We start from the raw sequence: 24,922 nt of genomic DNA, 5'->3' as shown, positions 1-24,922 counted from the left end.
TATTCCTGTGAGCAGTGTCGAATACTGATGTTTGGGTTTCGGAGTTGGCCAAAGTCAATGATTACCAAACCGGGCTATGGGGGCGGAAAGATTCCAGCGTATGGCAGCCAGCCTGATAGACAGGGTGACAAGCACTGCAATGGCCACCACCAAATCGCCTGGCAGTTTGCCATTGGCATCTAAAGCAACCAAAACGGCTGCGCCAGTGAGGGCTGCAGTAGCATATATTTCCCTGCGCAACAGCAAGGGAATATCTCCGGACAGCACGTCGCGGATAACACCACCAAAGGTGCCTGTCATCATTCCCATTACTATGGCGATAGTGGCGGAATAACCCATTTCGAGGCCCTTCTGGGTACCGATCACCACAAATACTGCAAGGCCAATAGCATCGGCAAACATCAGTAGGCGCATGGGTACCTGTAAATAGCGTATCAGGTAAAAGCTGACCACACCGGTGATTACGGCAATCCACAGGTAGTAAGGTTCCTGTAGCCAGAAAACCGGGATGTTGAGAATGATGTCGCGGATGGTGCCTCCACCCGTCGAGGTGACGCAGGCGAGTACTACGGCGCCGAACAGGTCCATTTGTTTGTGTCCCGCGGCAAGCACTCCGCTGAAGGCAAATACCGCTATGCCGATCAGGTCGAACCAATGCAGCAGTTGATCCATAGTGTCTTTAAATCCACAGACTCGCAAAGCAGGGGAGAATAGCACTCCTTATTTGGCATGGGGAGAGAGGGGTCGACAGTGTGTGACAGAATCAACTGGAACGGAGAGAGAACCGTATTGAAATCGAATATTGAGATACCGAGCTAAAAAGCGGGAAAGAGCAGAGAAACGGGTATTGGCGCACCCGCCGGCAAGTGCCGGGGGGCGCCTGTATGCGGGCCTTAAACGAAAGCCTGTAGCCCGGTCTGGGCGCGACCGAGGATCAGGGCGTGTACGTCGTGGGTGCCCTCGTAGGTGTTTACCGCTTCCAGGTTCATCACGTGGCGAATTACGTGGAACTCGTCGGAGATACCGTTGCCGCCGTGCATATCGCGGGAGATACGGGCGATTTCCAGGGCCTTGCCACAGTTGTTGCGCTTCACCAGGGAGATCATGGTGGGGTCGAATTGCTTATTCTCGTCCATGATGCGGCCAACGCGCAGGGAGGCCTGCAAGCCCAGGGTGATCTCAGTTTGCATGTCTGCCAGTTTCTTCTGGAACAGTTGGGTTTGAGCCAGCGGACGGTTGAACTGTTTACGATCCAGGCCGTACTGGCGAGCGGCGTGCCAGCAGAACTCACCGGCACCCATGGCGCCCCAGGAAATACCGTAACGGGCGCGGTTCAGACAGCCGAAGGGGCCGCGCAGGCCGCCGATTTCGGGGAATTTGTTTTCTTCCGGTACAAAAACATTATCCATCACGATTTCACCAGTGATGGAGGCCCGCAGGGAGAACTTGCCTTCGATTTTAGGAGCCGACAGGCCTTCCATACCTTTTTCCAGTACGAAGCCGCGGATGATGTCTTCATCGTCTTTTGCCCAGACTACGAATACATCGGCAATCGGGCTGTTGGTGATCCACATCTTGGAACCGCTCAGGCGGTAGCCGCCGTCAACCTTCTTGGCGCGGGTTTTCATGCCGCCGGGATCGGAGCCTGCATCCGGCTCGGTCAGGCCAAAGCAGCCAACCCATTCACCGGTGGCCAGCTTGGGCAGGTACTTTTGCTTTTGCTCTTCGCTGCCATAGGCGTAGATGGGGTGCATAACCAGGCTGGACTGTACGCTCATGGCGGAGCGGTAACCGGAGTCCACGCGCTCTACTTCGCGCGCTACCAGGCCGTAGGAAACGTAGTTGAGACCGGCACAGCCGTAGCCCTCGATCGTGGAACCGAGCAGGCCAAGTTGACCCATTTCGCTCATGATTTCCCGGTCAAAGATTTCGTGGCGGTTTGCCTCGAGGACTCTGGGCATCAGCTTGTCCTGGCAGTACTCGCGCGCGGCGTCGCGCACCATACGCTCTTCGTCGGTCAGCTGCTGGTCCAGCAGCAAAATGTCGTCCCAATGGGCGAGGGGCTGATGTTTACTCATGGCTTGTCTCTTCTACTTCCGTTATTAATCTGCACCGGATGTCCAGCTGGTCAGGCTTAATGGATGCCTGGCCAACACCGATTGTCTTGGGGACTATCGAAGAATCCCGCGGCAAATCCCGGTGACCATTCAGTTTAGTGTGGCGCATCATACCTAAGTAGTTGCGTTGGGGCACTCTTACGGACGGCAAAATTTCACAGGATTTTCCCCGCGGTTTGTAAACAAGAGTAAAACGCCTTGCCGGGCATTTTTTCGGGGAGATAATGCACGCAATAAATCTCTACTTTTAATGGCTTAAAACTCTTTTTCGGTGATATTCCTTGTGCTTTTACCGCGTTTTGGCAATTTGTATTCCCTTGCTTGCCAGCTGTTCTTCGCAACCTGTCGAACCCCCTCAATCGCAGGAAATTTTAGGGCTGCCGCAAACTTTTGGTGCTTCCGGCAGTGTGGCTCCGGAATCGCGCTGGTGGCGTAGTTTTAATGACCTCCAATTAGATCAACTGGTTCACTTGGCCCTGCAGGACAATCCGAGCCTGCAGGCCAGTTACTGGCGCCTTGAGCAAGCTGCCGCCGCGGCCCGGGGAGCGCGTTCGGGATTCTGGCCCAGTGTGACCGCCCAGGTGGAAAATACCGAGCAGCGCTATTCATCCGGTGAATTTACTGACCCGTCTAACGAGGGCAACAGCTGGAGCACCCGTATCGCTGCCAGTTATGAAGTGGATTTGTGGGGGCGCGTACGCTCCGGTGCCAGTGCTGCTGAGGCGGGCTTCCTGGCACAGGAACAAAACCTTCAGACTGCGGCTCTCAGTTTGGCTTCTGAAGTGTCTGCTACCTGGTTACAGCTGCGCGAGCAGTGGGGGCAGCGCGATTTGCTGGAGCAGCAACTTGAGACCAATCGCAAGAGTCTGAAGGTATTGGAGTTGCGATTTGGTCGCGGTGTCACAGATGCTGCCGATGTGTTGCAGCAACGCCAGCTTGTTCAGGGGTCTGAGCAGGAACTGGAGCAGACCGAATCCGATATCGAAACGCTCAAGGTACAGTTAGCTGCTCTGCTTGGGACCAATGAGCCCCAATTGGAAGGCTATATCCAAGAGGTGGCAAGCTTGCCTGTATTGCCAGGACTGCCGGATACCGGTATTCCCTCCCAGTTATTGTTGCGCCGCCCGGATGTGCGTGAGGCCCAGCGCAATCTGCTTCAGGATTACCACTTGGCGGACCAGTCCTGGGCGGATCGGCTTCCTGTGCTCAGTTTGTCCGCTGTCGCCAGTAATGGCACCAGTCTGATAAGCGATATTACCGAGAACTGGCTAATTGCGATTGCCGCGTCTATTGAGGGTGTCATTTTTGATGGTGGGGCACTGGCTTCCAAGCGAGATCAGCAGGGTGCGGTCTTGCAGGAGAGCTGGGCGCTGTATCGCAGTACGGTGAATGAAGCGCTATCAGAAGTTGAACAGGCCTTAATTCGCGAGCGCGCCATTGAACAGGAGCTTGGGCACCTGCGGGAGCGTGAGCGCCTGTCGGAATTGATTGCCCAGCGGCGCAGTCGCGCCTATATCAATGGCACTGTGGACTTCCTCAATGTTCTAACTGCGACGACCGATTACCAAAATCTGGCGCGTGAGGTGCTTTCCGCTGAACGCCAGTTGATTGAAAACCGAGTGACACTTTACCGCGCACTTTCCGGGGGGCTTCCTCAGGAGGACCTTCCCGTACCTGAGCCAGTGGATCTGGAGCTGTACCTGGAGGGAAATTCTTGATGCTGAATAAATTCAATTGGCGCTTGCTGATGCCTGTAGTTTTGCTGGTTTTGGCATTTTTGCTTTCCAGCTGGTTGATCCGTGAGAAACCCACCGTGGGACGTGGTGAGCGCAAGGTGTCAGCACCGGCGGTGGATGTTGCCCTGGCAGAGCAAGGGCGTTTTTCTTTTACCCTGAGTGCCCTGGGAACAGTGGCAGCGCGCGAACAGGCGGAGTTGGAACCGCAGGTGGATGGACAGGTTGAATGGCTTGATTACGATCTGGGGCCAGGTGCGGTTCTGCCAAAAGGTAAGGTGTTGCTTCGTATAGAGCAGGAACCCTATCAGCTGGCGCTAAAAACTGCTCAAAGTACCCTTGCCAAAAGCCGAGCGGAACTCCAGCAGGAGCGTGGCCAGCAGCAGGTGGCTTTGGAGGAATATGAGCTGCTTGGCGCAACTCTCTCAGATGCCGACCGCGCACTGGTGCTACGTGAACCCCAGCAGGCCGCTGCCGAGGCTGGCGTGGAGGCTGCAGAGGCCGATGTCGCACTTGCCCAGCGCAACCTCCGTCTCACTCAGGTCCGAGCGCCTTTCGATGCACTTGTAGTGAGTCGCAGTGTGGATGTGGGTGATCGGGTATCTCCCGGGGATACGCTTTATAGCCTGGCCAGTGCCGATCGCTTCCAGATTGCTGTGGAAGTGCCAGCCTCTCAGCTGTATCGCCTGAATAGCAGTGATATTGAAGTGCGTATTTATGGCAGCCAATGGCCCGCAGGTATTTATCGTCGTGGTGAATTCGTTCGCGTGATTCCAGTGTTGGAAGAGCAGGGCAGGCTTGCCAGTGTGTTGGTGGAATTAGACGACCCGCTATCTGTTCAGGACCCATCGCAGCCCCAGTTGTTACTGAATGATCTCGCGCGGGTCGAGATTGTTTCCCAAAGTGAGCAGGAGCGTGTGCGGATTCCATTAAGCGCACTACAGGACGGCGATAACGTATGGGTAGTGCGGGATAACCGCACTGCGGTTTTGCCGGTTGAAGTGGCTTATACCAGCGGGGATTATGCAGTACTGGAGAAAGGTCTCAGTGGCGGTGAAACTCTGGTGACTACGCGCCTGATTACAGTGACCGAGGGAATGCCCGTGAGGATCGCTGGAGAGATTAACCTGTCCCGTCTGCCACCGGCAGATGCAGCGGCCTCAGCCGAAAATTCCACTAGAAAAGGCCCTCGTGGCGGAGGCGCGAATGAATGAGCTGAGAGTGGAAGACGGAGATATCGATACCAAAACGGGCGCCATCGCCTGGATGGCGCGAAATCATGTCACCGCAAACTTGCTGATGCTGGTGTTTCTTGTCGGCGGGCTGATATTTTCCGTGATCGTCAAGAAAGAGGTTTTTCCTGAATTCAGTTTGGACTTGGTCAGCGTTTCCATTTCTTATCCTGGCGCCAGTCCGGAGGAAGTTGAACGCGGGGTGCTGGTAGCGGCCGAGCAGGCGGTGCAGGGCTTGGTGGGTATTAAGGAGATGCGTGGCAGTGCCCGGGAAGGCTCTGCCGTACTCAACCTGGAGCTGGAAGGTGATGCCGACGCCAATCTTGTCTATCAAAATATCCAACAGGCGATCGATTCGGTAACGACATTTCCCGCCGATATTGAGCGGCCCCAGGTGAACCTGGCCGAACGCAAGCGCGATGTATTGGATCTGGTCCTCCATGGCAACCTGGATGAGCGGAGCCTGCGCGCACTTGCCATGCAGGTATATGACAAATTGGAGGCCCACAGTGGCATAACCCAGCTGGAGGCCCAGGGCGTCCGCGATTTGGAAGTGGCGGTGGAAATACGCCGTGACGACCTGCGCCGCTATGACCTGACTCTGGCCCAGGTGGCCACAATTGTTCAAAACGCTGCAGTGGATATTCCCACCGGTAGTGTTAAAACCGATGCCGGTGAAATTCTGGTGCGGGTTACCGAACGGCGTGATTGGGCGCGGGAATTTGGCGATATTGTTGTTACCCAGGGTGGTGGCGGTGGCGCGGTTTATTTGCGTGATATCGCTACTATCAGCGATGCCCTCGAGGATGAGGCCCGCAATATGGTGTTTAACGGTGAGCCGGCCGTTGGTATCAAAATTTATCGGGTGGGAGACCAGACTCCACTGAGTGTGAGCGATGCTGCAAGGGAAGTTATTGATGAGGTTCGGGCGTCGTTGCCGCAGGGAGTGAGCCTCACTATCCGCGATGATGATTCCGAGATTTTTAAGGAGCGCTTGTCGCTGTTACTAAAAAACGGCTTTATCGGTTTGTTGCTGGTTTTTGTTGTACTTGGGGCTTTCCTGGAATTGCGCCTGGCTTTCTGGGTAACACTGGGTATTCCAATTAGTTTCCTCGGCGCGTTGCTTTTCCTGCCCGGGTTGGATATTTCTATTAGTATGGTGAGTATGTTCGCCTTTATCATCGCCCTGGGTATTGTGGTGGATGATGCAATTATTGCCGGCGAAAATATTCACGAGTGGCGCCAGAAGGGTTATAGTAATTTACAGGCGGCAATTGCTGGTGCCAGGCAGGTGGCCGTTCCCCTGACATTCGCCATCCTCACCAATATTGTCGCTTTTATCCCGTTGATGGCGCTGCCTGGATTTATGGGCAAAATCTTTGGCGTTATTCCCTTCGTTGTGGGCTCGGTATTTATTATCTCCTGGGTTGAAGCACTGTTTATTCTTCCCGCGCATCTGGCCCATTCGCGCCGAGGCTATAAAAGTCCGCGGGCGCAACGTTTTGCAGCCCGCCAGGAGAGATTGGCTCGTGGCCTGGATCGATTTGTACAGGAGCGATTCCGCCCGTTGCTTGAAGCCTGTGTGCGACACCGATACACCACTATCGCTATTGCCATTTCCACGCTGCTGGTAGTTGGTGGCTATGCCGCCAGTGGTCGTATGGGCTTTACGTTGATGCCCAGGGTAGAGCGGGATTCCGGTCGCTTTGCGGTGACTTTCCCCACGGGAACAGCGCAACACCAGCTGGAGAAAGCCAGATCCCAGATTATTGCCGGTGGCAACAAGGTTCTGGAGCAATACGATCGCGACGCTGTATTTCTCGGTAATCGCGGTTTGATGGGAGATGACTCAGTCCAGGTGGACTTTTTCTTCGTGCCATCGGATCAGCGAGAATTTTCCACCGGTGAGTTTGTCCGTGCCTGGCGGAAAGAAGTTGGTGTAATTGCCGGAGCTTTAAGTGCGACTACGGCCTCCGATCGGGGAGGGCCCGGCGCAGGTTCTTCTCTCACGGTTGAGCTGCGCCATATCGATACAGCAGTCCTGGATCAGGCGGCGGCGCGATTGGGGGCCGAGCTGGCAAAATTTCCCAATGTCAGCGATATCGATGCGGGCGTTACCCTGGGAAAAACCCAGCTTGACCTGACGCTTACTGAAACCGCCAAGAGTCTGGGCTTGTCGGCTGAGGAGATTGGCCGGCAGATACGTGCGGCTCTCTATGGTGATGAGGCGCTGCGGCAACAGCGCGGCCGAGATCAGGTCAAGGTCATGGTGCGTTTGCCGGAGAGCGAGCGTGTCAGTATGGATGACGTTAATAACATTATGATTCGCGCGGGCAGCGGCCTATGGATGCCTCTTACGGATCTCGTGGTTATCGATAAGGGGCGCGCTTATGCAACTATTAACCGTCGTGCTGGGCGCCGGGTGCTGACTGCCTCTGCCAATGTAGAGCCCAGCGATCAGGCGGCATTGGTCATCAATGAGCTGGATCGCAGTGTTATTCCGCAGCTGCAAGCAGAATTTCCCGGTCTTACTATTTCGTACGAAGGGCGTCAGGCGGATGAGCGCGAAGGGCTCGCTTCCCTTGGCCTGACATTCCTGCTGGCTATGGCTGTGCTTTATCTATTGCTGGCAATTCCCTTGAAAAGCTATATGCAGCCATTAATTGTGATGGTGGCGATTCCCTTTGGGGTTATTGGTGCAATCCTGGGGCACTTGGTCATGGGGTATGGCATGAGCATGGTGAGCTTGTTGGGGATGGTCGCTCTTGCTGGTGTTGTGATTAACGATACCCTGGTAATGATCGAGTACAGTAATCGCCTGCGAGAGGAAGGCGTTGATGTTGAGACTGCAATCAAGCGTGCGGCAGCGCGCCGTTTCCGACCGATTGTTTTAACCACGGTAACCACTTTCTGTGGCTTAATGCCGATGATTTTTGAAACCTCGGTACAGGCGAAATTTATGATTCCAATGGCCATTTCCCTGGGCTATGGAATCCTTGCAGCTACGGCCATTTCACTTTTATTGGTGCCCTGCTTGTACCTGATGTTTGGGAAAGACATCCCCCGTCTATTTAGCGCCCTGAAAAACGCCCTTGAGTCATTTACTAGCACCGCTCGAGCCGGAAATTAAATACAAGCCAGCTGCGCAAGGTTAATCCCTGCGCAGCTCGTCTTTGATTGCGATGGGATTGGGAAAATTCATCACCACGATATAAGAGGAGACCAGGAAGGTAATAATTGCCGTAGCTTGAATTAAGTGAGAGGCAGCGCTGCCGATTAGGTTCTGGCTATAGGCAAGTAAGGCGATGAGTAGGGAAAACTCGCTGATTTGCCCCAGGCGGAAGCCAATATCCCAGGCCAGAACTTTAAGCTCGCTCTGGTTGCCCAGCAAATAGCGGAAAATCACCGGTTTTGCCAATAAAACTACCGTAGCAGTGACTATTGCCGGCACCAGGATTTCCGGCAGCATGGCCAGTTTGAATTGAGCTCCAAGGCTGAAGAAGAATAGGATTAGAAAGAAGTCCCGTAATGGTTTCAGGTTTAGGGCGATATATTGGGAAATCCGGCTGGCAGCAAGAGTAATACCGGCAATAAAGGCACCAATTTCTCGCGATAATCCTAGTGATTCCCCCAGCTCAGCCATCCCCATGCACCAGCCCAGGGCCATCAGGAAAATATACTCGTGGAATCGATCGAAACGGCTGAACAGCGGTAGTAAAAGATATTTCACAACTACCCAGGCGAATAGCACCATCAGAGGCAGTGAGCCAAAAGAGAGTGCAATTTGTCCCAGATGCATATCCCCGGTGCTGTCGCTGAGCAGGATCATTAAGCAGACGATGGCGACAAAATCCTGGAAAAGTAGCAGCCCCACCATCAACTCACCCAAGTGTTTATGGTGCAGTACTGTTGTGGGCAGTAGCTTGATACCGATAATGGTGCTGGAAAACATCAGGGCCATGCCGATTACCCAGCTCTCTGTGGTGGTAAAACCAAATAGCTCACCGATACAAAAGCCCAGTCCGAGAAAGATTGCGCAACTCACAATTCCAACGAAGGTAGCTTTTCGCAGTACTGAGATCAGGGCCTGCGGCTGCATGTCTAATCCAAGCAGGAACAGCAAAAATATAATGCCCACACTGGACATGTCAGAAAGCAGACGCAGGTTATCAATCACTGCAAGCCCGGATGGCCCGAGCAGTACACCCAGGGCGATATAGGCGACCAATAGCGGCTGGCGGCCGAAGAGAGCCAGGGTGGCGAATATCGCCGCGCCACTAAAAATTAGAAAGAAAGACTGGAAGAGAGAGCTGTCCGCCACATGTCATCCTTGCGAGTGAGCGAGATTCCATCATTATCCATAGTTGTGTGGACAGCCGGTAGTCTTCGCCGATTATCTCCCGTGTATTAATCCTTGTTTTCCGCAGGGATCGGCAGTTCAGTAGTGCTCTTAATCTGCTCCAGGGCAAAGTTCGAAATAATATCACTGATACCTACACGCCTGATCAGCTCCTTATAGAAGCGGTCGTAAGCGGCGATATCACTGACGACTACCCTGAGCAGGTAATCGTAATCACCGGCCATTCGGTAGCAGTCTACCACCTCTGGCAGTTGGGCCACATGCTCGGCAAAAGCATCCGCCCACTCCGGTGTGTGCTGGTCAGTCTTTACCTGGGCGAATACCGAGACAGGTAGGCCCAGGATCTCCGCATTCAACAATGCAACTTTGCGGCGGATAATGCCGCTTTTCTCCAGCTTTTGCACCCGGCGCCAGCAGGGGGTTTTGGTTAGACCAACACGCTCCGCCAGCTCCTCAATTGAAAGGCTGACGTCGGATTGGAGGATAGCAAGAAGTTGTCTATCAATCGCGTCAAGTGAGGACATAGTGCTACAGCGCTCCCAAAACTACGGGGTTCTGTGTCCTTGCACGCATTTTTAAAGCCGTCCGCTGGCATGCCGCCCCGAATGTTAGTTTGGCGTTCCGGGTGTAGGCAGAGCTGAAAGGTAGTTGGCCTCCCACTACACAACCTGCTGTAACGATAGGCTCAGGCCGATTGTGCCGGTAGTGGAATTTTCCCCAAGTGCAATGTTTATGAGAGTGGTTTGAGTAAATTTTCCATATGCAGGAAATAACGGGGCGGGGAGGGCTTTACCGGGCTGCAGTTTACAGCCCGGTAAAGTAGTGCTTAGGCGGCGTCTTTTGGCGGGAAGCGTGGTTCGAACAGGCCAAGCTCTATGGCTTCGCGTACCTTGGACATCAGGTCAATTTCTGTGAGGTCCTGTAACTGTTGCAAGCCATCCAGTACGTAATAAATCGGCTGTACGATGTCGATCCGGTAAGGTGTACGCAGGGCATCAATCGCAGAGAAGTCGTAACGCTCTGGTTGATTACTCATTGCGTACAGTGTTTCTTTTGGGGAGGACAGGATGCCGCCACCGTAAATCCGCAGGCCATCTTTGGTATTGAGTAGTCCAAATTCTACGGTGAACCAATAGAGACGGGCTAAGTACGCGCGCTCTTTGGGAGTGGCTTGTAGCCCAAGCTGCCCGTATTTCTCTGTGAAATTGGCGAATGCGGGATTGGTGAGCATGGCGCAGTGGCCGAAAATCTCATGGAAGATATCCGGCTCCTGCAGGTAGTCAAACTCCTCCGGAGTGCGAATAAAGGTAGCTACCGGGAATTTGCGGTCGGCGAGCAGACCGAAGAATGTTTCAAAACCGATCAGAGCGGGAACCCGAGCCACTTCCCAGCCAGTTTCACGGCGTAAAACGCTGGAAACTTCCTCCAGTTGGGGGATGCGATCGCGGGGAAGGTCCAGGAGGTCCAGGCCGTGCATATATTCATCGCAAGCGCGACCGGGCAGTACTTCCAACTGGCGCTCTATCAGGCGCTGCCAGGTCTGGTGTTCCAGATCCGTATATTCGATAAAACCCTGCTCATTGGGTTCGCGTGCTACGTACTTGGTGCCCTTCTTGGCTGCTTCTTTTTTCATGCGCTCGTCTCCTGCGGTCCACCAGCCCCCAATAAGTACCGGGTAAGCCTGGCCCTGCCGCTGAACCTTGTTGTTATGTCTCTCCTCTATTTTTAGTCAGGCAGATGCCTGGAGGGGAGAGTGGAGAGGGCTGTATTGCGCCGCTTGTGGCAGTCAATTTACACTTCTTGTAAAGTTATCTTTACAGGTGGACCGGTGAGGATTGAAATAACTTGTGCTAACCGAGTCGGCATTTTGCATGAAATTATGCAAATATTCGGCGAATATCGTATAAACGTTACCTCTGGGGAGCTCGGTGGTGATAGTGGCGACAAGGTATATCTGCTCGCGCCGGGGATGCTTGGCACTCAGTACCAGACCATAGAGAGGTCCCTCTACAGGGTTCCAGGGGTGCAGAGAGTTCGCCGCATCTCACTGCTGCCATTAGAAAGGCGTTATTTTGAGCTTGATACACTGCTTCAACATGTGACCGACCCGGTTTTGAGTGTGGACCGTGAGGGCAGGGTGGTGGCTGCAAATCTGGCAGCGGCACGAGCTTTCGGCGTAAGCCTGGATAAGGTGCCGGGTTTGCAGTTACAGCGCTTTCTTCCATTAATGCAGGTGGCAGAGCTGTTGAGGGATTTTGCCGTTCCCCGCTTTGGTCTGCCAGTAGTGGTGCGTGGGCAAAATTTTCGAGTGGACTGGTCGCCTTTAGCGTTGGATAGTCCCAGTGATGTAGATTCCCTCGCGGGGGCAGTATTGCGCATGCAATCCTGGGATAGGAGTGTGTTTAATGCTGAGCTGCCCAGGCCTGTGGCCTTATGGGATTTCGACCTGCGCAGAGACAGTTGCCTGCAGTTGCAAGATATTGCTGAGCTGGCCTCCCCGTTATTGATCACCGGCGAGCGGGGTACTGGCAAGAGCACTTTTGCGGGTGCGGTACATTACCTCTCCCCAGCTGCTGCCCGAGCAGATTGCTACCGGGTTGTCCCCCAAGAAGGCCGGATGGAAGTCCCGTTGCACTTACGTTCCAGTGGAACTCTGATCCTTGAGGATCTTCATCGTTTGAGCAGTGAGGCACAAGTTTTACTCTTGCGTCGTTTGCGCTCTCTGCCTCCTTCCATTCGGTTGGTGGCCACCTGTTGTACCCCTAAAACCCTGCATCCTGCCCTGGCTCAATTATTTTCTTCGCTTTCTATAACTTTGCCGCCGCTACGTAATATGCGCCCCGCCATCTCACGTTTTGCCAAGACACTGCTGCGACAGGAGTGCCCGGACGAGGCGGACTTGGCTTTGGATCAAGAAGTCGAGAACTTGATTTGCCGCCACGACTGGCCGGATAACTTCAACGGATTACGTGATTACTTTGTGGCTGCTGCTGGGAATTGCCGGAGGCACGGTATGGACAGCATCGCCTTGCAGCATTTGCCGGATTTGACCGTGCAAGCCCAGTTGCCTTGGAAAGGCTGGGGGCGAGGACTCAGCTATAAGGAAATGATGGAGCACATGGAGCGAGCATTGCTCAGAGAGCTGATTGCCGGGCGTCCTTCAACACGAAGGCTTGCCAAAGAACTGGGAATCTCCCACACCGCTGTAGCCAACAAGCTGCGTAAATATGGCTTGTCGGCGGACAAAAAATAAGCGTAGGTCAGCGCTCAATACGGCCCAGGAGCATGTCCTTAAACATCACAAAGTCTCCCAAAAAGCTGTAAAAGGGATACTTAAAAGTGGCCGGACGGTTGTGCTCAAAAAAGAAATGTCCGATCCAGGCAAATCCATAACCTGCAATGGGGGTAGCCGCGAACCACATAGGGTTAGCGGAAATGATCGCTGCAATCACGGTTGCAAAAACCAGGGTGGTGCCCAGGAAGTGAAGCCTTCTGCAAGTGAGATTGCTATGTTCTTGTAAGTAGAAAGGATAAAAGTCGCGAAAAGATTCAAATTTTTGGGCTTCTATAGCGGCCATGCTGCGCCTCCTTATTTTTATTGCGCACCTCAGTGTACGGCGAATTTTGCCAGCTTCCAAGTTGGGCGTGAGCGTTAAATATCTGTTAGGCTGCCGCAAAAATTTTTCCGGTTTATTCCCTGTATTAGCGAAACGAGGAAGTTATGGCAGGTCCGCTCGCGCATTTAAAGGTACTTGATCTCAGTCGGATTCTTGCTGGGCCCTGGGCGGGGCAGGTTTTCGCCGATTTTGGCGCAGAAGTGATCAAGGTGGAGCGCCCTGAACGAGGGGATGATACCCGTCACTGGGGCCCTCCCTACCTGAAAGATGGGCAGGGTAATGATACTGCCGATGCGGCTTACTACCTGAGCGCCAATCGTGGCAAAAAATCCGTCACAGTGGATATCACCACGGAAGAGGGCCAGGAGCTGATTAAGCAAATGGCAGCACGTTGCGATATCCTGCTGGAAAACTACAAAGTTGGCGGACTTAAAAAGTACGGTCTGGATTATGAATCCATCAAGGAAATTAACCCTGGTGTCATTTATTGCTCCATCACCGGCTTCGGCCAGACTGGCCCCTACAAGAATCGTGCTGGTTATGATGCCATGATCCAGGGTATGGGTGGCCTGATGAGCATTACCGGAGTGCCGGAAGGCCAGCCTGGTGCCGGTCCGCAAAAAGTGGGGGTGGCGGTTGCCGACCTGATGACTGGTATGTATGCCGTGTCCTCCGTGCTAGCGGCGGTGGTGCATCGCCAACAGACCGGAGTGGGACAGCATATCGATTTGGCCTTATTGGATACCCAGGTGGCCTGGCTTGCCAACCAAGCGCAAAACTATCTCACCTCTGGTAAAAGCCCGGAGCGGCAGGGCACTGGCCACCCCAATATCGTGCCTTACCAAGCAGTACCCTCAAAAGACGGCTATTTTATGTTGGCGGTAGGCAACGACGATCAGTTCAAGCGCTTCTGTGCGATCGCTGGCATTGAGCAGCTAGCAGATAATCCTGCCTATGCCACCAACTCTGCGCGAGTGATTGCCCGTGAGGAACTGATACCGCAAATAGAGGAGACGACTCGCCAGCAAAGCTCTGCCTGGTGGCTCGAAAAACTCAGCGATGATCATGTACCTTGTGGACCGATTAATACATTGGAAGAGGTCTTTACCGACCCCCAGGTTCAAGCCCGTGGCATGGTGATTGAGCAGGATCACCCGGAAGCCGGTAAGGTAAAAACCGTGCGTAACCCGGTTATCTTTTCTGAGACTGCCCTCGACTATCGGCAAGCCCCCCCCGTATTGGGTGAGCATACTGAAGGAGTTCTGAGGGACTTCTTAGGTAAAGACGAAGACCAGATTGGTGCTCTGCGCCAAAAAGGGATTGTGTAGAGCCTCCTAATTGGCCGGTAGTACACCCTTCGGAATTGGGGCTCGCATAGCTAAGCGGTGCATTTTTGCGCCGCTTTTCAGTCAGCTGGTTAATACAGGGAAGCGTTATGCAATTGGATCACTTCAACATTACCGCATCTATGGAGCAATTGATCCGCTTGCGGGATTTCTACACCGAGGTTCTCGGTCTGATCGAGGGTGAGCGCCCAAACTTCAATCGTAAGGGGTTTTGGTTATATGGGAATGGGAAACCTATTCTCCATTTGATTGAGGGAGAGGTTGCTAGTGAACAACCGGCTAAGCCGCATCTTGATCATGTAGCTTTCCATACGGATGATCTTCAACCTATTAAGGCCAAGTTGGACTCTTTGGGAGTCGATAGTAAGCAAATGGATATCCCGGGGCGAGATATGCGGCAGCTGGTGTTTTTTGATCCGGTGGGAATTAAGATTGAGGTGAATGCAAGAATATAGATCGAGGGTAAATAGGCAGTTGATAGGAGCGGGGTGAAGGCTGCTTTCTCAACTAGTCGATAATTTCCTTTTTTAGTTATCTTGGTGGCTTTTACAGAAGATTATTTCCGATTATATTTAATGCTATTGCGCTTCTGTCTTATTCTATCCTTAGAGTTCCTCACAAAATCCAATAGTTTTCGGGGACATCTAAAACTCTCCTTAGAATTTATCATTTTTTAGCAGCAAGATAACTGGCAGGATGATACCCCATGTCGATCAATGGGTATGCTCTAGTCGGGCGCTCCATTTTAAAGTTTTGGATAATCCGGTTTTTATTTTGCGGTTATTTTCTTTGACTGTAATGGCCTGAATGATATTAATGATAAGGATTTTACTCAATATGAACTTGGATTATGAACGTTGAATATTTTTTTTGATAACTTTACGGAAAAAAAGAGGTTTGTTTGTTAGACAAAGTATAGATTTATATAGCTTGGAAGCAGAAAGTATGACTCTTTTAATGTAGCTTATTGCCAAGCTGAATTATACTGGGGTTTTGGGTTTACTGGAATTGGGGGCTAACTCAAACCGTTGGGCAGAATGGGAAGCGCTTTAAAGCTAGCAGCTGTTCTCGTGGAAATTGGATTTGCTTTCAGCTAATTCAGAAAAGAGCTGGCGGTATCGGGTATATAAAATGAACATAATTTATGCCTGATAGCCGGCTACAAGAATAGTTTTCTGTGATGGCGAGCTCCTCATTCGCCTATTTCCCCCTTCCTCTGTACTATACCCGCGTTAAAACAGTGTGCGGTGTGACTAAGGTCCAAGATTTAGTTCCCGCTGTCAGGACTTATAAGGAAAATAACGATGAAGCGTATTCCTGAACCATTCCGTATCAAGATGGTTGAGCCGATCAAAATGACAACCTTGGCCGACCGGGAAGAGGCTTTGGCGGAAGCTGGTTTGAACCCTTTCTTATTACGTAGTGATGATGTGTACATCGATCTGCTGACTGACTCTGGTACAGGCGCCATGAGCGATAACCAGTGGGCTGGCTTGATGTTGGGTGACGAATCTTATGCAGGTAGCCGCAACTATTACAATCTGTGTAAAGCGGTTGAACATTTTTTTGGTTATAAATTAACCGTTCCTGCACATCAGGGGCGTGGTGCTGAGCAAATCCTGTTCCCTGCGTTGATCGAGCGTATGCGCCAAGTGCGTGGCGGCACTACGCCGGTTTTTATTTCCAACTATCACTTTGACACAACTGCTGGTCACATTGAGCTGAATGGTGGTAAAGCGATCAATGTGGTGGATGAGCGGGCCTTTGATACCACTACTGCCTATGACTGGAAAGGAAATTTCAACCTGGAAAAGTTGGTTGAAACGATTGAAGAGCATGGGCCGAACAATATTTGTGCAATTATCACTACGGTAACTTGTAACAGTTCTGGTGGGCAGCCGGTTTCCATGGCGAATATGCGCGCAGTCTATGAGATAGCCACAAAATACGATATCCCAGTGGTGATTGACTCCGCTCGTTATTGTGAGAATGCCTACTTTATCAAGCAGCGGGAAGAGGGCTACCAGAATAAGTCGATCCTGGAAATTATTCGCGAGATGTATCAGTACGGCGATATGCTGACTATGTCTGCTAAAAAAGATCCAATGGTTAATATCGGAGGTCTGTGCTGTATTCGCGATCATGAAGAGCTGTTCCAGGCCGTACGCACACGCTGTGTACCTATGGAAGGCTTTGTTACCTATGGTGGTATGGCTGGGCGGGATATGGAGGCTTTGGCCCGAGGTCTTTATGAGGCAGCTGATGAGAGCTTCCTACACTACCGTATTAGCCAGGTGGCGTATCTCGGTGAGCGTTTGCGAGAGGGTGGAGTGCCTATCCAGTACCCGACAGGTGGCCATGCAGTGTTTGTAGATGCTGCCAAAATTCTGCCACATATTCCGCCGGAGCAATTTCCTGCTCAGGTTTTAACTAATGCACTGTACTTGGAGGCGGGTATTCGCGCGGTGGAGATTGGTTCTTTACTGTTGGGGCGTGATCCGGAAACAGGTGAGCAGAAGAAGGCGGATTTGGAGTTAATGCGCTTAACCATTCCGCGCCGTGTGTATACCAATGATCATATGGATTATATCGCTGATGCCATTATTGAGTTGCAAAATCGAGCCCATGAATTGAAGGGTTTGACCTTTGAGTATGAGCCGCCGGTTTTACGACATTTCACGGCGAGATTTAAATCTCTCTGATATATGGCTTGTGCTCAGCAGGGGATAGGACCTTGTTGCCTTTATTAAGCCTCTCCCCTCTAAAAAGGCCCCTTGTGGGCCTTTTTTCTTTTCTTACAAAATCGCTTAGATCTTCATAGTGCCGCGAGATATCGTGGCCAACGCTCTCAAGCCTGCAAAAGGGCGACTGACCAAAAAAGGGAAGCAAGCCTAGTGTGCCACCCAAAGGGTTAATTGCCTTGTGCAGCCCAAAAATATGACTATTAGGTCGATTTTTTAGCTTGTTCTTATTTGAGGTCTGTTATTTAATTAATCAAGTGATTAATTAATTGGTTGTTTAAGGTGAGTGAATCCATATCCAGCCGTGGCCGCGGACGGCCCAGGGATCCGGAACGTGAAATGCAGGTGCGCGAGGCCTTGATACAGTCTGCCTATGTGCTCCTGCGTGAGAAGGCCTTTCGCGATATTTCTATCCGCGAGATTGCCAAAGGGGCAGGGGTGAATTCCGCAATGATCAGCTACCACTTTGGCGGCAAGGAAGGGTTGATTATTGAGGTAATGCGAAGCCAATTCCTGCAGTACGGCCCTGCATTCCTTAATGTGGGGCTGGATGGAAAAGAACCTTCCTTAGATATGCTGAAGGAGGCGATGGCCAGAATGATTCGCCTTTACACTCGTGAGCCCTGGATTCCCAGGCTTATTGTTGACGAAGTGGCGTCTAAACCGGGCCGTATGCGTGACTTGTTTGCAGATAGGCTGGCATCCCAGCTGGGGCCCAAGCTTCGTGAATTACTGGGTGTTCTCAAGACAGCCGGTTGTCTGCGTCAAGATCTCGATATCAACTTGATGCCCATTTCTTTTATCAGCCTGATTGCATTCCCGTTTATAGCGGGAGACCCCCTGAAGAAAGTGTTCGCCTTTATGGTAGATGGGGATAACAGCGAGAAGTGGATTGATCACACAGTACAGATGTTGCTCCACGGAGTAGCAAATACTTCTATAGCTGAACAGCAGGAGACAGGCGGTGAGAATTAAAGCCCAACTGGAAAAACAGATGAGCCGTCGCCTGGCACTACCTGCGCTGATTACCATTGGTATGTTTTTGGCTGCGGCGGTGGTGATGAGCAAGCGCCCACCGAAACACGATGGGATAGAAGCACTGATAACGCCGGTTAAGGTGGTGGAGGTGCAGGAACAGCAGTTGCGAGCTAAGGCTGTCGCTTACGGCGAGGTAAAGCCCAGTACATTTCTGGAGGCGAATGCTGAAATTAGCGGTCGGGTAGTTTACATAGCCCCAGAATTGGAGCGCGGAAATATTATTCCTGCGGGTACTCTGGTTCTGAAGATTGATGACACCAGTTATCAGTTGGCCCTGGCCCAGGCTGAGAGTGATCTGGCGGCTAACCGGGCTAATTTACAGGAGTTAGATGTAGAAGAAGCCAATAGTCAGCGCTCTCTGGAAATTGCCGAGCGTGCGCTAAAGCTGGGTGAAAAAGAACTGGCGCGCAAGCAGAAGCTGGTAGCCAACGGCACTGTCTCCCGCTCCACAGTAGATCTTGAAGAGCAAAACATGCTGCGCCTACGCCAGGAAGTGCAGAACCAGACCAGTCAGCTGTCACTCTTTCCCACGCGCCGCAAAGTAATCGAAGCCCAAATAGCACGCTCTGAGGCCCAGGTGCGTGATAGTAAGTACAACCTGGGACGAACCCAAGTGACCCTGCCTTTCGATGCACGTATTGGAGACGTCCATGTGGAGGAAAATCAGTATGTAGCCGGTAACGCGCGCTTGTTTGACGCCAGTGGCCTCGCGCAGGTGGAGATTGCCGCAGAGCTTCCTATGGTTCATGTGGCCCCACTGTTGCGAAACCTCAGGCCGGGAGAAGGCAGTGCTCCGACGCCGGATGATCTGCCCAAAATGCTGCTGGGCTTAGAGGCCCGCATCACCCTGGTCGGTGGCCCAGGGGAAAACGAGTGGCAGGGCAGGGTTGTTCGATTGGGCGGAACTCTTGACAGTACCAGTCGCACCCTTTCCGTTGTTGTTGCAGTTGACGATCCCTATGGCGAAGCCCTTGCGGGTGAAAAACCACCGCTATTTCGCGGTATGTATGCCCGCGTAGAGTTGCTTGCTCCTGCTGCGTCGGCACTGGCTATTCCTCGTCGGGCATTGCACGAGGGTAGGGTGTACCTGGTTGAAAATGGCCAATTGCGCGCTCGTCCTGTGCAGGTGGATTATCATCAGGGAGATACCTCAGTGATTCGTGCCGGTTTGAACCCCGGTGAGCAGGTAATTGTCACCGATGTAATTCCGGCGATTAATGGCATGGCGGTTTCTGTAGCCGGCGGTCAGCAGCCAGTGGCGCTGAGTCCAAGAGGTACGCAGCAGTGATTCGTTTTTTTGCCGGCCACCCTACTGCGGCCAACTTGCTGATGGTAGCGCTGATGTTGAGTGGCCTGTTTGTCCTGCCCAGTATGAAACGCGAAACCATGCCGGAAATCGATAAGTTTGAGGTGCAGGTTTCTGTTCCTTATGCCGGTGCTGCAGCTGCTGGGGTGGAAGATAGTATTTGTCTTCCATTGGAAGAGGCCACCGATGGGATTAGCTTTGTTGATGAGCGTTTGTGTGAAGCGAAAGACAACCTAGGCCTGATGACCCTAAAAATGCAAGAAACTGGTGATATGAACCAGTTTCTTGCGGATGTTGAATCTGCGGTAGACGGCATCGACTCCCTGCCAGCAGAGAGCGAGCGCCCGGTAATTGAAGAGCTGGGGCGTACTCAAGGGGTTGTCAGTATTGCTATTAGTGCTGACTTGCCATTGCCGCAACTGAACCAGATGGCAGAGCACTACCGCCGTGAATTACTGCGTGACCCTGCTATACCGATCGTCCGAATCTCGGGTTTCTCGGACCACCAACTACAGATCGAAATCTCTGATTACAACCTGCGCCAGTACGGGCTCAGTGTGATGGAACTGGCCAATATTATCGATCAGCAAGCGGTCGATATGCCAGCCGGCAAAGTATCTACACCGGATCGTGAATATCAGGTGCGCTTTACTGAAGAACGCCGCACTGTGGAAGAGCTGGAAAACCTGGTTGTTATTAAAGGTGATGATAGAGCTGAAGTGCGTCTCGGTGATATTGCGAAAATTTATGATGACTTTGAATTGGCGGAAGACAAGATTACTTTCGATGGCCACCGCGCAGCATTGCTCAATGTTGAAAAGAACAGCGTAGATGACAGCCTGCGCGTACTGGAAGCCGTAAGCACTTTTGTTGATCGCGAAAATGAAAAGTTGCCAGAGGGTATGAAGATGACCCTCACCCAAGATAGTGCTTCCATCGTCGCAGATCGCCTGCAAATGATCATCTCTAATGCCTGGCAGGGCCTGATCCTGGTGGCTCTCGCCTTGTATCTTTTCTTTAGTGGCCGCTATGTATTTTGGGTGGTGATGGGGTTACCGGTATCTTTCCTCGGCTCTTTTGCGCTGATTACTGCCATGGGTGTGTCCATTAATATGATCAGCCTGGTAGGTTTACTGATTGCCATCGGTATTTTGATGGATGATGCCATCGTGCTCTCGGAAAGCATCGCTAGTGAACACCGCGATGGTCTTTCTCCGCTCGAAGCAGTTGTCAATGGTACCAAGCGTGTAGCTCGCGGGGTGTTGTCCTCCTTCGCTACTACTGTGATGGTATTTGGTGGGCTGATTTTTATTAAGGGAGATATGGGGCAGGTGCTTAAGGTACTGCCGATTGTCCTGATTTCTGTTTTGCTTGTGAGCTTGGTGGAAGCCTTCTTAATTTTACCGGCGCACCTGCGCCATGCACTCGATCAAGAAAGCCGTACGCCAGCCTGGAAACAGGCTTTCGCTCAGCGCTTTGAAGGCTGGCGTGAGAGCATGGGCCGCGCGGCAGACTGGGCTGTTAAATATCGCTACGCCTTTGTTGGGGCTGTGCTGGGCCTGTTCTTTTTAACGGTGAGCTTGCTGCCTGCCGGGGTTGTAAAGTTTCAGGGGTTTCCAACTCTTGAGGGGGATCTTTTACAGGCCCGTATTCTGATGCCCCAGGGGACTTCTCTGGTAGATATGGAAAGCCTGGTTGATCGGCAGTTAGATGCTTTAGACCGGGTTGCCAATGAACTTTCTGGAAATGAAAGCGCACCCCTTGTAAATCATACCAGCGTAACCTTCGGCGTAAATGGAGATGCTTTTGAAACTGGGCCTCATGTGGCCACTATTAATGTGGACCTACTTGCAGCAGAGGGGCGCAATACCAGTATGGATGAATTGCGCCACGCCTGGCGAGAGGCTGCTGGTGAAACACCGGGAGCTATCGCCATACTTTACAAAGAGCCCGCTCTCGGTCCCGCAGGTCGTGCCATCCACTTGCGCCTTGCCGGGCTGGAACTGGATCAACTGAAAGCAGCCTCTATCCGTCTGCAAAACTGGCTGCGCGGATACGACGGTGTGGTGAATGTAGTGGATGACTTGCGCCCAGGGAAGCCGCAATTAACTGTAAAAATGCGTGAAGGTGCATACGCTTCCGGGTTAGATGCCAGCAATGTTGCGAACCAGCTACGTGCCGCTTACCAGGGTATGGAGATCGATGAAGTTCAATACCTTGGGGAAACCTATGAGATTCAAGTGCGTATGGATGCGGATTCCCGTGGAGCTCTTAGTCGCTTCGATGAACTGGTAATTATTCACCCGGTTACCAAGCAGCGGGTCCCTTTGATAGCCGTTGCAGATATTGAAATGAATCGGGATTATGCGCGCATTCAGCGCGTAGATGGTGAACGTGTTGTGAGCGTGTACGCCGATGTTTTCACCGAGAAGGCTAACGCAGGGCAGGTACTTGGGGATACCAAGCAAAAATTTCTGGAAGAGCTCACGGAAGAGTTCCCCGGTCTGCGTGTGGATATGCAGGGGGAGATGAAGAACAGTGAAGTAACCGGTAAATCCATAGGGCGTGCACTCCTGATAGGTGCTATTGGCATATACCTGATTTTGTCTTTGCAATTCCGCAGCTATGTGGAACCCTTTATCGTATTGGTTGCGATTCCGTTGGCGCTGATCGGCGTAATCTGGGGGCACCTGCTAATGGGGCAGAATATGTCTATGCCCAGCATGATGGGATTTGTTTCCCTTGCTGGCATAGTGGTGAATGATTCCATCTTGTTGGTGGAATTTGTAAAACGGCGAGTACGTGAGGGTATGGACGTGCACAGTGCTGCAAGCCAGGCCAGTCGCGACCGCTTCCGGGCAATCTTCCTAACCTCGCTTACAACTATTGCTGGCCTCTTACCCCTGCTGTTTGAAACGAGCTTACAGGCCCAGGTGTTAGTGCCTCTGGTAACCAGTATTGTATTTGGTATCAGCAGCTCAACCATTTTAATATTGCTGGTGCTTCCAGCACTGTATGGGATACTGGAAGACTTTGGGTTTACTGAGCCACAAGAAGAGGAAGAAAAAGCAGATTCGTCTCATAAGGGAACAGTTGTAGTGGCATAGTGACTATATGCTTAAGTATAGTTAGTGGTTTCCAGGCGCTTTATATCTGCAGATAGCCGCGTGAGAGATTTTTATAGGGCTTTGCGTGCAATAAGTGTCATGAACTCAAAGAATAAATTGAGGTGCCCTTAGAATTGTCAGATAAAGTTGAAATGAACGGTAGGCATTTAGAATGTTAACAGATTGACTATTTATCTATCAGTAAATGCCGTGCCAGTGAAATTGAATAAAGTGATTGCCCGAAATTGGCCTTCACCAGAAAATATGTACAGTGATTAGTTCTTTGAACTGGTAATGCCTATCAAAATAGTAACAATTGGATAACTGAAAATTCTTGATGTGATTTTTTCAAAGCCACAGATTCTTGTTTTTACTTGTTTGGGAAAATGAATAACTTAACTTTATTTTTGGTTTTAAGCTTCTTAGTTGGAGAGGTAGTGGCTTCCACGCTTCCCTCGAGTGAGCGATCTGAAGCTGCTACTAAGAGTGTAAAGAGTAGGCTCGTGAGTGAGCTGACTGCACAAAACTTGGAGTATGGCGCCCCGATTTTCATCAGGATTTTCAAAGGGTCAAGCACTTTGGAGCTTTGGATGGAGTCTAATGATGGAAAGTTCAAGCTATTCAAAGAGTATGAGATATGTGCCTACTCCGGAGATTTGGGGCCAAAAGAACAGGAGGGGGATCTACAAAGCCCTGAAGGGTTTTACTTTGTTAACGCAGGTCGCTTAAATCCTTGGAGTCAATTCCACCTGTCATTTAACTTAGGCTACCCGAATAAATATGATCGTATGCAGGGTAGGACAGGCAGCGCTTTAATGGTTCATGGTGATTGCGTTTCTATTGGTTGTTATGCCATGACAGATACTAATATTAATGAAATATATACATTGGCAACAGAAGCTCTCAAAGGGGGGCAGCCGTTCTTCAGGGTGCATGCTTTTCCGTTCAAATTGACAGATGAAAATTTAGATAAGTATCGGGATCATAGGTGGTATGAATTTTGGAGAAATTTGCAAGGTGGCTATAAGTACTTCCTGGTTCATGGCAGGCCACCAAATGTTGAGGTGGAGCAAGGTAAATATGTTTTTGGGGTATAATTTGGGTTTGTGGATTCAAGTAAGATGCAAACTCAAGCACTCACTAAACAAGCTATAGGCCTTTTACTTCCAAAGTAGTGGGTATAGACGGATATTCGTTACTGTGAAGGTGGAGTGCAAGCTGTTGTTGCAGAGAGGAAGTTAAATAGAGCTATAGCAGTGCTTTCCTTGTTAAAAAAACTGCATTAGATCCCTCTTCCTTTGTAAGGCGTGTTTCAGCTGAATTCCTATCAGGGGCTTTGATAAGTTAGGACAATAGGGACGGAGATTAGCTGAGCATTTTGCTAGTGATAAGTCAGATTCCGTATCTGAGAGGGGCAAATTTGCACTTGGGCAATTGAATCAGGTGCGCTCTGATGATGACTCTTGATAAACGTAGGGCTCGATGGGAACAGTCTGGAGCAATTAAACGCGCTGGCGCGTGAAGATGATTAAGTTTAGAGGTTTGAGCGAAGCGGATGAAGCAATGCTAGTCCAATACTTGAATGTCAAAAAACGGTTAAATATCTATCATCCAAAATACCTCAACCCTATATACTTAAAGATACTGAATGGTGGGTACGTACCGGAAGTAAAGAAATTGGGGTTGTAAAAATTATTGAGTTTGAAGGAATTTTTTGCGGGGTAATTATTGCTAATAGTCAAGCTAATGAGCATGTTCACTCTGCATAAATGGGGTGCTGGATTGCTCGTGATTTCTGGGGAAAGGGAATTGGATCTACAGCCCTTGATAAATTTATTAATTATATCTTTTCAAAGGGACCTATCGTTGGGCTGTTTGCTTCAGTAGCACCTGAAAATAGAGCGTCGATAAGAGTTTTGGAAAAATCTGGTTAGGAATTGGAAGGCGTTTTTAAAAAGGCTATCTTTAAATATGGGAAGTACACAGATGAATTCCGATGTGCAAAAATAAAATTCTTACGGCAGGTTTAAACCATGGTTACCCCAGGGGCGGTAGGTATCCCGATTCCTCTCCATTGGGGTTAGTTCTAAAAACCGTGAAGCGGAGTTAATCAGATTGTTTCGTATCGCCTTTATGAATGCTTATGCATAGCTGCTCTTTTTAGCCTGTTACTTCTCTTTTGCACTACTCCTTTTAGTCGCTGGGTCAGCGCCTCTAAATATTTTATGCGTAGTAACTTTTATTAAGAGTCCTCTCTATTGCCTGCCTTTGGTTAAAAATTAATCAAAGGCAGGCAGGCATTTGTCATAACTTGAGATTTGACGC

General features: G+C 51.1%; 18 protein-coding genes. 12 read left to right on the top strand and 6 right to left on the bottom strand.

What is annotated here, in order from left to right:
- Positions 1-54 precede the first annotated feature (54 nt).
- The gene (locus tag ABWV76_RS14100) at positions 55-672 is read right to left on the bottom strand and encodes a trimeric intracellular cation channel family protein (RefSeq protein ID WP_020413011.1); all 618 of its coding nucleotides are present in this window, start codon (positions 670-672) and stop codon (positions 55-57) included.
- Between the two features lie 221 nt (positions 673-893).
- The gene (locus ABWV76_RS14095; RefSeq protein ID WP_020413010.1) at positions 894-2,078 is read right to left on the bottom strand and encodes an acyl-CoA dehydrogenase; all 1,185 of its coding nucleotides are present in this window, start codon (positions 2,076-2,078) and stop codon (positions 894-896) included.
- Between the two features lie 320 nt (positions 2,079-2,398).
- Here ABWV76_RS14095 and ABWV76_RS14090 point away from each other — a divergent pair, with 320 nt between their 5' ends.
- Genes ABWV76_RS14090 through ABWV76_RS14080 form a run of 3 tightly spaced genes read left to right on the top strand, consistent with a single transcriptional unit; the run spans position 2,399 to position 8,212 of the window.
- Positions 2,399-3,835 (top strand): efflux transporter outer membrane subunit, encoded by a 1,437-nt coding sequence (locus ABWV76_RS14090; protein ID WP_353376300.1) that lies wholly within the window; start codon positions 2,399-2,401, stop codon positions 3,833-3,835.
- Entirely contained in the window at positions 3,835-5,064 is a 1,230-nt protein-coding gene (locus ABWV76_RS14085; RefSeq protein WP_353376299.1) for an efflux RND transporter periplasmic adaptor subunit, read from the top strand. Before ABWV76_RS14090 ends, ABWV76_RS14085 begins: the two co-directional genes overlap by 1 nt.
- Positions 5,057-8,212 (top strand): efflux RND transporter permease subunit, encoded by a 3,156-nt coding sequence (locus ABWV76_RS14080; protein WP_353376298.1) that lies wholly within the window; start codon positions 5,057-5,059, stop codon positions 8,210-8,212. The genes ABWV76_RS14085 and ABWV76_RS14080 overlap by 8 nt, the downstream gene beginning before the upstream one ends.
- Before the next feature lie 21 nt (positions 8,213-8,233).
- On the opposite strand, the gene ABWV76_RS14075 is transcribed toward ABWV76_RS14080, so the two are convergent.
- The 3 genes from ABWV76_RS14075 to phhA all read right to left on the bottom strand — a co-directional run bounded on the left by ABWV76_RS14075 (position 8,234) and on the right by phhA (position 11,075).
- Positions 8,234-9,403, bottom strand: a complete 1,170-nt coding sequence (locus tag ABWV76_RS14075; protein WP_020413006.1) for a cation:proton antiporter — start codon at positions 9,401-9,403, stop codon at positions 8,234-8,236.
- Between the two features lie 86 nt (positions 9,404-9,489).
- Positions 9,490-9,966 (bottom strand): Lrp/AsnC family transcriptional regulator, encoded by a 477-nt coding sequence (locus ABWV76_RS14070; protein WP_020413005.1) that lies wholly within the window; start codon positions 9,964-9,966, stop codon positions 9,490-9,492.
- Positions 9,967-10,268: 302 nt separating this feature from the next.
- A complete protein-coding gene (gene phhA / locus ABWV76_RS14065) occupies positions 10,269-11,075 on the bottom strand; it encodes a phenylalanine 4-monooxygenase (protein WP_353376297.1) in 807 nt (268 codons plus the stop codon).
- A gap of 195 nt (positions 11,076-11,270) precedes the next feature.
- Here phhA and ABWV76_RS14060 point away from each other — a divergent pair, with 195 nt between their 5' ends.
- Entirely contained in the window at positions 11,271-12,695 is a 1,425-nt protein-coding gene (locus tag ABWV76_RS14060) for a TyrR/PhhR family helix-turn-helix DNA-binding protein (RefSeq protein WP_353376296.1), read from the top strand.
- Between the two features lie 7 nt (positions 12,696-12,702).
- On the opposite strand, the gene ABWV76_RS14055 is transcribed toward ABWV76_RS14060, so the two are convergent.
- Positions 12,703-13,020: an Mpo1-like protein gene (locus ABWV76_RS14055; protein ID WP_353376295.1), complete on the bottom strand. Its 318-nt coding sequence runs from the start codon at positions 13,018-13,020 to the stop codon at positions 12,703-12,705.
- Between the two features lie 143 nt (positions 13,021-13,163).
- Between ABWV76_RS14055 and ABWV76_RS14050 the strand changes: the two genes are divergently transcribed.
- The 8 genes from ABWV76_RS14050 (at position 13,164) to ABWV76_RS14015 (ending at position 24,531) form a co-directional block, all read left to right on the top strand.
- Positions 13,164-14,387 carry a CaiB/BaiF CoA transferase family protein gene (locus ABWV76_RS14050; protein ID WP_353376294.1) on the top strand — a complete coding sequence of 408 codons (1,224 nt, stop codon included), beginning with the start codon at positions 13,164-13,166 and terminating at the stop codon, positions 14,385-14,387.
- A gap of 107 nt (positions 14,388-14,494) precedes the next feature.
- The gene (locus tag ABWV76_RS14045) at positions 14,495-14,860 is read left to right on the top strand and encodes a VOC family protein (RefSeq protein WP_353376293.1); all 366 of its coding nucleotides are present in this window, start codon (positions 14,495-14,497) and stop codon (positions 14,858-14,860) included.
- Between the two features lie 849 nt (positions 14,861-15,709).
- Positions 15,710-17,107, top strand: a complete 1,398-nt coding sequence (locus ABWV76_RS14040; protein ID WP_020412999.1) for a tryptophanase — start codon at positions 15,710-15,712, stop codon at positions 17,105-17,107.
- 321 nt (positions 17,108-17,428) lie between these two features.
- A complete protein-coding gene (locus ABWV76_RS14035) occupies positions 17,429-18,121 on the top strand; it encodes a TetR/AcrR family transcriptional regulator (protein WP_353376292.1) in 693 nt (230 codons plus the stop codon).
- Positions 18,111-19,472, top strand: coding sequence for an efflux RND transporter periplasmic adaptor subunit (locus tag ABWV76_RS14030; protein ID WP_353376291.1), 1,362 nt, complete (start codon positions 18,111-18,113; stop codon positions 19,470-19,472). The genes ABWV76_RS14035 and ABWV76_RS14030 overlap by 11 nt, the downstream gene beginning before the upstream one ends.
- Positions 19,469-22,597: an efflux RND transporter permease subunit gene (locus ABWV76_RS14025; protein ID WP_353376290.1), complete on the top strand. Its 3,129-nt coding sequence runs from the start codon at positions 19,469-19,471 to the stop codon at positions 22,595-22,597. Before ABWV76_RS14030 ends, ABWV76_RS14025 begins: the two co-directional genes overlap by 4 nt.
- 503 nt (positions 22,598-23,100) lie before the next feature.
- The gene (locus tag ABWV76_RS14020; protein ID WP_353376289.1) at positions 23,101-23,694 is read left to right on the top strand and encodes a L,D-transpeptidase family protein; all 594 of its coding nucleotides are present in this window, start codon (positions 23,101-23,103) and stop codon (positions 23,692-23,694) included.
- Positions 23,695-24,366: 672 nt separating this feature from the next.
- Positions 24,367-24,531 carry a GNAT family N-acetyltransferase gene (locus ABWV76_RS14015; RefSeq protein WP_083922707.1) on the top strand — a complete coding sequence of 55 codons (165 nt, stop codon included), beginning with the start codon at positions 24,367-24,369 and terminating at the stop codon, positions 24,529-24,531.
- The last annotated feature ends 391 nt before the right edge of the window (positions 24,532-24,922 follow it).

Source organism: Microbulbifer sp. NBRC 101763 (assembly GCF_040371615.1).
GTDB classification, from domain to species: domain Bacteria; phylum Pseudomonadota; class Gammaproteobacteria; order Pseudomonadales; family Cellvibrionaceae; genus Microbulbifer; species Microbulbifer variabilis.
This window is presented reverse-complemented; position numbering and strand designations above follow the sequence as displayed.

Coding starts and splice junctions, on each gene's coding strand:
- ABWV76_RS14070 (WP_020413005.1), bottom strand. CDS start 9,966: ATGTCCTCACTTGACGCGATTGATAGACAACTTCTTGCTATCCTCCAA.
- phhA (WP_353376297.1), bottom strand. CDS start 11,075: ATGAAAAAAGAAGCAGCCAAGAAGGGCACCAAGTACGTAGCACGCGAA.
- ABWV76_RS14050 (WP_353376294.1), top strand. CDS start 13,164: ATGGCAGGTCCGCTCGCGCATTTAAAGGTACTTGATCTCAGTCGGATT.
- ABWV76_RS14100 (WP_020413011.1), bottom strand. CDS start 672: ATGGATCAACTGCTGCATTGGTTCGACCTGATCGGCATAGCGGTATTT.
- ABWV76_RS14085 (WP_353376299.1), top strand. CDS start 3,835: ATGCTGAATAAATTCAATTGGCGCTTGCTGATGCCTGTAGTTTTGCTG.
- ABWV76_RS14015 (WP_083922707.1), top strand. CDS start 24,367: ATGGGGTGCTGGATTGCTCGTGATTTCTGGGGAAAGGGAATTGGATCT.
- ABWV76_RS14080 (WP_353376298.1), top strand. CDS start 5,057: ATGAATGAGCTGAGAGTGGAAGACGGAGATATCGATACCAAAACGGGC.
- ABWV76_RS14095 (WP_020413010.1), bottom strand. CDS start 2,078: ATGAGTAAACATCAGCCCCTCGCCCATTGGGACGACATTTTGCTGCTG.
- ABWV76_RS14055 (WP_353376295.1), bottom strand. CDS start 13,020: ATGGCCGCTATAGAAGCCCAAAAATTTGAATCTTTTCGCGACTTTTAT.
- ABWV76_RS14045 (WP_353376293.1), top strand. CDS start 14,495: ATGCAATTGGATCACTTCAACATTACCGCATCTATGGAGCAATTGATC.
- ABWV76_RS14040 (WP_020412999.1), top strand. CDS start 15,710: ATGAAGCGTATTCCTGAACCATTCCGTATCAAGATGGTTGAGCCGATC.